This is a genomic window from Arthrobacter sp. H5, from assembly GCF_000520595.1.
Classification (GTDB): Bacteria; Actinomycetota; Actinomycetes; order Actinomycetales; family Micrococcaceae; genus Arthrobacter_D.
The window spans coordinates 202969-210502 of record NZ_KI914989.1 but is presented as its reverse complement, the minus strand read 5'-3'; the positions used below and the strand labels follow the sequence as shown (position 1 = coordinate 210502).

The window sequence follows — 7534 nt, the reverse complement described above, 5'->3', positions numbered from 1 at the left end:
GGTGCGGCTGGAGGTGGCCACCGACATCAACCCAAACATCCGGGCGCTGCTTTCGCGTGAACTGGGGGTGGAGGATGACGAGGTCTACGTTCTGCCCGCACCGCTGGACCTGCGCGGGCTGAGCGTCATCGGCCGCATTGACCGCGGTGACCTGCACTACCCCAAGCGTGTGCCGCACACCAGCCGCGACCTCAACGAGAGCGAGACGTCCAAGGCGGCGAACGTCTTCGCTGCAATGCGGCGCCGCGATATTCTGCTGCACCACCCGTATGACTCGTTCTCCACATCGGTCCAGGCATTCCTTGAGCAGGCAGCGCTCGATCCCAAGGTTCAGGCCATCAAGCAGACCCTGTACCGCACGTCCGGCGACTCCCCCATTGTTGACGCACTGATCGATGCCGCGGAATCCGGTAAGCAGGTTCTTGCGCTGGTGGAGATCAAGGCGCGTTTCGATGAGCAGGCCAACATTTCCTGGGCGCGCAAGCTGGAACAGGCCGGGGTTCACGTGGTGTACGGAATTGTGGGCCTGAAGACGCACTGCAAACTGTCACTTGTGGTGCGGCAGGAGATCGACGGGCTGCGCCGTTACTGTCACATCGGCACGGGAAACTATCATCCGCGCACAGCCCGCTACTACGAGGATCTGGGTCTGCTCACGGCCAATGAGCAGGTGGGGCAGGACCTCTCCCGGCTCTTCAACCAGCTCTCCGGTTATGCCCCGAAGTCGACGTTCAAGCGGTTGCTGGTTGCACCGCGGTCCGTGCGGTCCGGGCTGATCGACCGGATTGAGCATGAAATCGCCAATAGGAAAGCCGGTCTGGGCGCGCGCGTCATCATCAAGGTCAACTCGATCGTGGATGAGGCGATCATCGATGCCCTGTACCGGGCATCGCAGGCCGGGGTGCAGGTGGACGTGATTGTGCGCGGCACTTGTTCCATCCGGCCGGGAGTGCCGGGCCTCAGCGAGAACATCACCGTGCGCTCCATATTGGGACGCTTCCTGGAGCACTCCCGCGTCTTCGCGTTCGCCAACGGAGGCGATCCGGCGATGTTCATCGGCTCGGCCGACATGATGCACCGCAACCTGGACCGCCGCGTTGAGACGCTGGTACAGCTTGCATCGACCGAGGACATCGCCTACCTGTTGGGCGTCCTGGACCGCTATGTTGACCCGGGCACCGCGAGCTGGCACCTCGCCGAGGACGGGTGCTGGACGCACCATCACAAGGACGACGACGGCAGCCCCCTTGAGGACATCCAGTCCTGGTTGTTGGCATCCCGGTCACGTCAGCGTTCGGCAGCCCGCCGCTGATGGCGCCGTCCCGGTACGAGGTCGGTGATCCTGAAGCTGATCGACCGATCGCTGTCACAGCAGCGGGCGCCCTGTGCTGGAGGAGGGAGCAGGGACAGCTTGAAGTTCTCCTGATTCACCGCCCCCGCTATCAGGACTGGTCGTGGCCCAAGGGCAAACTCGATCCCGGCGAGACGACGCCTGAGTGCGCCGTACGGGAGGTCCGGGAAGAGGTGGGGATTACCGTGCGGCTCGGCATTCCGCTGCCAGCCATCGAGTACAAGGTTCCGTCCGGGCTGAAAATTGTCCACTACTGGGCAGCGCGGGCCGGCAGCATGACGGTCAAGCCGGACGGTAAGGAAGTTGACAGGTTCCTCTGGTGCACCCCGGCACGGGCGTTCGAACTGCTCAGCAATCCGTCCGACAAGGAAACGTTGGAAAAGCTGGTCGCCGCAGATGAGTTGAGCAATCTGGCAACCTGGCCGTTGATCATCGTGCGGCATGCCAAAGCCAAGCCCCGGTCTTCGTGGACCCGTGCGGAAGGCGATCGTCCGCTGGCCGCGACCGGCCGTCGTCAGGCGTTGGCGGTGGGCCGCCTGCTTCAGGCGTGGGGTCCGAAAAAAGTGGTGTGCAGCCCATGGGAGCGGTGCGTGCAGACAATGCTTCCCTACGTGCAGGGCAACAACGCCAAACTGAAACTCGTTGATGCCATCACGGAGCACAATGCAGCTCGCAAGCCTGACAAGGCCAAGGGAATCGTGGAGAAGCTCTTTGACAAGCGGGTTTCCGTGGCCTTCTGCAGCCACCGACCGGTTCTCCCCTTGGCGATTTTGGTGCTTCAGCTCCACATGAGCGGGCGGCTCGCTGAAAACCTGCCGGCGACGGATCCTTACCTGGCACCAGGTGAAGCCATCATCTGTCAGGTGAGCAGCAAGCATCACGGCCGCATTGTGTCGGTGGAGCAGTTCCGGGCGTACGAAGACTGACTCTTCCAGTCCGGGGCGGACCTAATCCTGCACTTTCCATTCCAACCGAGCCGCGTTTTACGGCGTGTCGGGGCTCGACACGCGGTTCGTGCCGCAGAAAGTTCGGAAATGGGTTCGGGCACAGTGGTTGACTCACCGTCTTTTGTATCAAATACTTGACACATTGATACAAAGCCATGGGGGCATGAATGGATCCGGTCAGTTCCACACTTTTGGGCGTGAGCATAGGCGCGCTGCTTATCTACGGCTTCCTGAGGCTCACGGCCTTCCCATCGTCCAAGGACTTCGACGGCCGACGGGCGGCCCGCAGCCATGGGTTCTGGACAGCGGTCATCGCCCTGTTTGCAAGCAGCACAGCAAGCAATAGCAAGTACAGCGAGCTTGGGCCGGTCTGGAACTCTGATCAGTTCTCCCACCTTGAATCCCAGGGCGTTCTCTCTGACCTCCTGCCACTGATCGTTCCCGTGGCGAGCCTCGGCGGCATCTACATCCTCGCGCAATTCACTTGGCCACGGCCTACCTCGGCAGTGCGGGTTGCAGACATATCCGCCCGGAGAATACGGGATTTCCTGCCACGGCACCTCACTATGCTCACCCTATTCATCGCCTTGGTTGCTGCGGCGCTGCTTGTTGCCGCAGCCTTCCTGCCAGCCGTTTCCGGCACCACCGCCGCACAGCAGGGCATCACCATGCCCAGCCGCGTAAGTGGAGCATACTTCGGCAGCCTGATGGGCGCGTCATTCATCAGCCTCCTCACCTTCGCTGCCGCAGCCGTGGCCGTTATTGTGCGACGACGACGGATCCCCACGCTTACGGTTGAGGACGACGCGTTGGTGCGCCGCATAAGCATAAATCGATTGCTGCGAACCGTCATCCTGGCGCTGGCGGGAGTGATCAACGCTACCGTGGCCTACGGAGCAAATGGCACGCCCACTGACCGGTTGCACACCATTGACACGCCGTCGTGGTGGGGTTTCGTCTCCAACCCAAGCGGGATCTTTTCCGTTGTCATCGCCATAACGGTCCTTGCGTGGGCACCGCCCAAACTCGCCGATGATCCTGCAGAGCCCCTATCCGCACCGCTCGCCAGCTCCGGTTCTTATGCCAGAGCGCTGGAGATCAGCAGTGCCGGGCGGCGACTGGGATCCGTACTCTTGGTCCTGCCGGGCATCCCCATCGTCTTGACCATCTGGAATCCGTGGACCGGGGCGCTCCCCCTTGGCTTGATCACGGTAGGGTTCACGGTTTTCCTGGTGGTTCAGCTTGTTGTTGAATACCTTCTCCGACAGAACCACTCCACTGGCCCGTCGGGGGCGGTTCCGATTCAGGGTTTGGTACCTATGTGGCTTCGCCTGGCGCTGGCATTCGCCCTAACTGCGGTCCTTACAGCCGTGCTGGTACTGAATATCCAGTCGCCGCGGGTGGTTCCTGAACTCTTGAGCAGCTTGGGTGCGGTGATGCTGCTTGCCGGGCTCGCAGCCGCCGGGATCTGGAGGGCTCTGACGCGTCCCCGGCTTTCCGGAGTGGACGGCGTCCAGGACCTGCTCCTCCGGGCCGTCACGCTGCACCGGGTGTTCCGCGGATGCACTTCCGGCCTGCTCATGCTGCTTGCCTATCTCCTGACCAGTCAGGAGATTCTCTGGTCAGCCGCCGTTGGGGAGTACCGGGCGTCTTCCGAAGGGCTTCATCCGGCACTGATAGCCGCTCAGGCAGCGGTCATTGCAGCCGCCGCCATCATCGTGCTTCTTCCAGGACCCACCAGGCCACCCGCCCACGCGCCTGCTCCGGCCGGAGAGTCACTGTACCCATGAACATTCCTTCGCTGACTTTGATCTCCCTGCTCATCGGAGCGCTTCTCTTTTACGGTGTGCTCCGGGTCATCGCGTTGACCCCGGGTAGTGACCGCACCGGAGTTGAGACAGCCCGGGTCCATGCTTTCTGGACAGGGCTCATCGGATGGCTTGCCGGCAGTGGAACAGCGCTCTACTCGGTGGGAACCGTCCGCCCTGAGGATGCCGGTAGCGATCCATTTCCAGCAATGCTGCTCGCCTTCGCCATTCCGGGGATTGCCTTGTCCGTGGTCCATTTCATCGGCCAGTTCACCTGGCCCCGGCACCGCCGTCGGGTTCGGCGTGCGTCGCTGGGTACGCGCCGGGTGACCGACTTTGTTCCCACTCGTCTCGCCGCACTGGTGGCGATCCTGTTCATCATTGCCGTTGGGATCTCCATCGTCGTGAGATCTGTCGACCCCCTTGCACCAGTGCAGGTTGCTGGTCCAACACCCGAGGGATTCACGCAGCCAGGACGTGTGGACGGAGAAACCTACTCCGGTGCCCTGCTGATGGCGCTCATCGTCTTTGTGATCGGTTTGGCATTGGCGCTCATAGCCGTTGCCCGCAGACGTCCGTTGGAGACGCTCAGCGAAGCCAACGATCGGATCCTGCGTCGAATCAGTATGAACCGGTTGCTGCGGACGGCAGGGTTTTATCTGCTTGCACTCATCAATGCCGCACTCAACCATGCCCGCTGGCCGGAGTCTGCTTGGGGGAGGGGATTTGACCTGGTTTTCAGCGCCTCAAGTATTGGCGGCCTGGTGCTCATTCTGGTGCTCGCCGCCTGGAAACCGCCGCGCATGAAGCGCGAGGAACCCGACACCCTTGAAACGGAGCCGCACATGGCCGCGCCGCGGGATTCCGCTGCGGGCCTGCTCCCACACATCTTTGGACTGATAGCGGCCGCAATAACCCTGATCGCAGCCGTAGCGATAGTGGGCCTGATCCCCGTTGAAGGCAACGCAACCCGGCTCCAGGACCCCCTCTTTCCACCACAGTTCGCCGCCGCTGGGATTGCGTACCTGATCACGGTCGCCGCCACACGTTCGTTGCCTTCCCGCAGGAACAGCGGGCTGCAAACAACGAATCGTGCAGCAACCCAACGAACCTGCGGGAAGATGCCACGGCCCTCGGCGATCAGTGGAGCCGTTGCAGGCGCAGGGCTGGGATTGCTGATCCTGACCGTTGCGGTCGTCCTGGTCGCGTCGCCCGCTGCGAATCGCGTCCTTCTCCGTGCCAATGCACCGGCGGCCGCTCTTCCCGCACCCTTCCCGGACCTCGCCTTCCTGCTCCCGACTGCCATTGGCCTGCTGATCCTCATCGCCGCCCTTGGGGTCTTCCGGTGGAATACCGGAAGAGAACCAGGCAGCGTGAATGAACGCCAACTTCATCACGCCCTGTGCGTCTTCGGGGCGGTGTGCCTGGCCATGGCGGCTGCAGTCATCTGGAGTGCCGTCCAGCGGTGGAGTGTGAGCGGCGGCTTCACACCGGATGACACCGGCGATATCGGTGAACTAGTGCGGACCGTCATGAACCTCAGCATGCCCCTGTGGATCATCGCCGCCCTTTCCGTATTCACCCCGGCACCGATTTCCCAAGGGCGGACCGAACGAGAACCAGCGCCCACCCGGACACACCCGTGAGCGCACGCATCACCGTCGACGTCGCGTCGGCCATCCCGCCCTATGACCAGATCCGATCACAGATCTCCTCTCTCATCGCCGTCGGGTCGCTGGAAGAGGGTTCCCGTCTCCCGACGGTCCGCAGTCTTGCCTCCGATCTGGGCGTTGCCCCCGGCACTGTTGCCCGTGCTTATAAGGAACTTGAATCAGCCGGGCTGATCGAAAGCCGTCGCCGCAACGGGACTGTCGTCACGGGAGGTGCCCGCGGCACGCACAACCCCGCAGACACCGACACGCCCGAGGTGAGTGCCGCCGTCGTCCATTTGATCCAAAGCGCGCGCCGGGCGGGACTCGACGATGACACGTTGATGAACCTTGTCCGTGCCCGGCTGGAGACGTGACCGGACCGTAGACTGGATGCCGTGACTACCTCGATTCCCACGCCCTATGAAGACCTGCTCCGCGACGTCACCGCGAATGGCGCGGTGAAATCGGACCGCACGGGCACCGGAACAAAGAGTGTCTTTGGGCGGCAGCTGCGGTTTGATCTCAGCGAGTCCTTTCCCCTGATCACCACCAAACGCGTGCACTTCAAATCGGTGGCGTTGGAGCTTTTGTGGTTTCTGCGCGGCGAGTCGAACATCAAGTGGCTGCAGGAGAAGGGCGTCACAATTTGGAATGAGTGGGCGGACGACGACGGCGACCTGGGGCCGGTCTATGGCGTCCAGTGGCGCTCGTGGCCCACACCCGACGGCGGCCACATCGACCAGATTTCCCAGGTGATCCATGGCCTCAAGGAGAACCCGGATTCCAGGCGGCACATTGTCTCCGCGTGGAATGTCTCCGAGCTCCACAACATGGCCCTCCCCCCGTGCCACATGTTCTTCCAGTTCTATGTGGCGGACGGCCGGTTGTCCTGCCAGGTGTACCAGCGCTCGGCTGACATGTTCCTGGGTGTGCCGTTCAACATTGCCTCCTACGCACTCCTGGTCCATCTGATTGCGCAGCAGGTTGATCTTGAGCCCGGCGAACTTGTCTGGACGGGCGGGGATGTCCACATCTACGACAACCATGTGTCGCAGGTGGAGGAGCAGCTCAGCCGCTTGCCCTTCCCCTCCCCGCAGCTGAGCCTGACGCGGAAACCGGACAGTATTTTCGACTACACCCTGGAGGATCTTGACGTGATCGACTACCAGCACCACCCCACCATCAAAGCGCCAAAGGCCGTATGAGTTCCCTGGACGCGGCAGCGGTTCTCAGCGCCCCGGTGATTGGCATGATCTGGGCGCAAACGGTTGACGGCGTGATTGGCCGGGACGGCGGCATGCCGTGGCACCTCCCCGAAGACATGGCGCACTTCAAGCGCACGACGTCGGGACATCCGGTGATCATGGGACGGCGGACCTGGGAATCGTTCCCCGCCAAATACCGGCCGCTGTCCGACCGCACCAACATCCTGGTGAGCCGGCAATCGCTGGATCCATCCGATTACCCGGGCGCCGTCGTCGTTGGCTCGCTGGAAGCCGCACTGGAGGAGGCGCGGAAAAGTCCGGGTGCCGAGGAGATCTGGGTAATCGGTGGTGGACAGATCTATGCAGAGGCCCTCACCCACGCGAACTCGGCGCTGGTCACGTTGATCGACTCCGCTGCCGAGGGCGACACCTTTGCGCCCGCCTTTGGGCCCGACTGGAAACTGCACGGCGTCGACCCCGATGACGGCTGGCTGACGGGATCCGAGGGCACGCGCTACCGGATCAGTCTGTGGGTTCGGGGCGTTGCGCCGTAACCGACTGCAGCACCCGG

At 62.7% G+C, this 7534-nt stretch carries 7 protein-coding genes; all 7 read left to right on the top strand.

Annotated elements, in window-relative coordinates; all coding sequences use genetic code 11:
• Positions 1–1312: polyphosphate kinase 1 (ppk1, locus tag Y708_RS28280; protein ID WP_035775741.1), on the top strand; the 1312-nt coding region annotated here is incomplete at its 5' end.
• A complete protein-coding gene (locus tag Y708_RS0108690; RefSeq protein WP_028279624.1) occupies positions 1312–2277 on the top strand; it encodes an NUDIX hydrolase in 966 nt (321 codons plus the stop codon). The genes ppk1 and Y708_RS0108690, both read left to right, overlap by 1 nt.
• A gap of 218 nt (positions 2278–2495) precedes the next feature.
• Complete coding sequence (locus tag Y708_RS0108685; RefSeq protein WP_216699761.1) at positions 2496–4088, top strand: hypothetical protein; 1593 nt, start codon at positions 2496–2498, stop codon at positions 4086–4088.
• The gene (locus Y708_RS0108680; RefSeq protein WP_028279622.1) at positions 4085–5752 is read left to right on the top strand and encodes a hypothetical protein; all 1668 of its coding nucleotides are present in this window, start codon (positions 4085–4087) and stop codon (positions 5750–5752) included. The genes Y708_RS0108685 and Y708_RS0108680 overlap by 4 nt, the downstream gene beginning before the upstream one ends.
• Positions 5749–6132, top strand: coding sequence for a GntR family transcriptional regulator (locus Y708_RS0108675; RefSeq protein ID WP_028279621.1), 384 nt, complete (start codon positions 5749–5751; stop codon positions 6130–6132). Before Y708_RS0108680 ends, Y708_RS0108675 begins: the two co-directional genes overlap by 4 nt.
• A 21-nt stretch (positions 6133–6153) precedes the next feature.
• A complete protein-coding gene (locus tag Y708_RS0108670; RefSeq protein WP_028279620.1) occupies positions 6154–6963 on the top strand; it encodes a thymidylate synthase in 810 nt (269 codons plus the stop codon).
• Positions 6960–7517, top strand: a complete 558-nt coding sequence (locus tag Y708_RS0108665; RefSeq protein ID WP_035775738.1) for a dihydrofolate reductase — start codon at positions 6960–6962, stop codon at positions 7515–7517. The genes Y708_RS0108670 and Y708_RS0108665 overlap by 4 nt, the downstream gene beginning before the upstream one ends.
• Positions 7518–7534: the final 17 nt, after the last annotated feature.

What these genes read in the sequence shown, in the direction of transcription:
- Y708_RS0108690 (WP_028279624.1), top strand. Translation starts at nt 1,312, where the DNA reads ATGGCGCCGTCCCGGTACGAGGTCGGTGATCCTGAAGCTGATCGACCG.
- Y708_RS0108680 (WP_028279622.1), top strand. Translation starts at nt 4,085, where the DNA reads ATGAACATTCCTTCGCTGACTTTGATCTCCCTGCTCATCGGAGCGCTT.
- Y708_RS0108665 (WP_035775738.1), top strand. Translation starts at nt 6,960, where the DNA reads ATGAGTTCCCTGGACGCGGCAGCGGTTCTCAGCGCCCCGGTGATTGGC.